At 71.0% G+C, this 1,050-nt stretch carries 1 protein-coding gene and 2 pseudogenes; all 3 read left to right on the top strand.

Features of this window, described 5'->3' with window-relative positions; all coding sequences use genetic code 11:
* A pseudogene (locus tag ACIGG8_RS42905) lies at window positions 1-94 on the top strand (roadblock/LC7 domain-containing protein); the annotation flags it as partial.
* Window positions 95-255: 161 nt separating this feature from the next.
* Complete coding sequence (locus ACIGG8_RS42900) at window positions 256-909, top strand: DUF742 domain-containing protein (RefSeq protein ID WP_396553999.1); 654 nt, start codon at window positions 256-258, stop codon at window positions 907-909.
* A pseudogene (locus tag ACIGG8_RS42895) lies at window positions 890-1,050 on the top strand (ATP/GTP-binding protein); the annotation flags it as partial. The gene ACIGG8_RS42900 and the pseudogene ACIGG8_RS42895, both read left to right, overlap by 20 nt.

Genomic DNA, 1,050 nt, shown 5'->3' with positions numbered 1-1,050 from the left:
CGTCGGCTACGAGATGGCCCTGCTCGTCGACCGCGCCGGCGCCGTCCTCACCCCCGCACTTCGCGCGGAACTCCAGGGCAGTCTCCTGCACTGACGGTTCGTCGGATACCGTCCAGGTATTCGAAGTACCTCCGCGTCCTTCCCGGGCCCGCTTCGGCGGGCTCGGGTTCGGACGTTGTACGGCCTTCGCACCACCGGCTCCGGACTCGCTCCGAAGCCCGAACCGCACCGCCGCACCCTGTGAGGAGAGGAACCGTGACACCGCCCGACGACCGCAGCGGCCAGTACGGTCTTCCGTACCCTGGCACAGGCCATGACGCCTTCGGATCACCCGGCGTCGGCCACGGTCAGGAGTACGGCCGGCACCAGTACGGTCAGCCCCAGCAGCCGTACGCCCGGCCCGAAGAGCAGTACGGCCAGTACGCCCAGTACGACCAGTACGCCCAGCAGCAGCCTTCCTACGGTGCCCCCGCGCCCGGCTACCCGGCACCGGTGCCCGACCCGGCGCCCGGTTACCGGCCGGCCCAGGAGCCCGGGCACGTGGAGGAGTTCGAGGACGAGCCCGATGCCGGCCCGCTGATCCGTCCGTTCGCGATGACCGGAGGTCGCACCCGGCCGCGCTACGAACTCGCGCTGGAGGCCCTGGTCTCCGCCGACGTCGATCCGCAGCGCCTGGCCACCCTGCTCCCCGAGCACCAGCGGATCTGCACGCTGTGCACGGAGGTCAAATCCGTCGCTGAGGTCTCGGCGCTGCTCTCCCTTCCCCTGGGAGTGGCCCGCATCCTCGTGGCCGACCTGGCCGAGGCCGGCCTGGTCGCCATCCACCAGCCCGCTTCCGGCGGCGAATCCGGAAACCAGCCCGACGTCACGCTGCTCGAAAGGGTCCTCAGTGGACTTCGCAAGCTCTAACGCGGCCGCCCCCACCCGCGCCACCACCTCCGCGAAGATCGTCGTCGCGGGCGGCTTCGGTGTCGGCAAGACCACGCTCGTCGGCGCCGTCTCCGAGATCAACCCCCTGCGCACCGAAGCCGTCATGACCTCGGCCTCCGC

This window comes from Kitasatospora sp. NPDC085464, from assembly GCF_044541955.1.
In the GTDB taxonomy this organism is placed as follows: Bacteria; Actinomycetota; Actinomycetes; order Streptomycetales; family Streptomycetaceae; genus Kitasatospora.
Note: the sequence above shows the minus strand (reverse complement) of the source record. Positions and strands in the feature narration are given on the sequence as shown.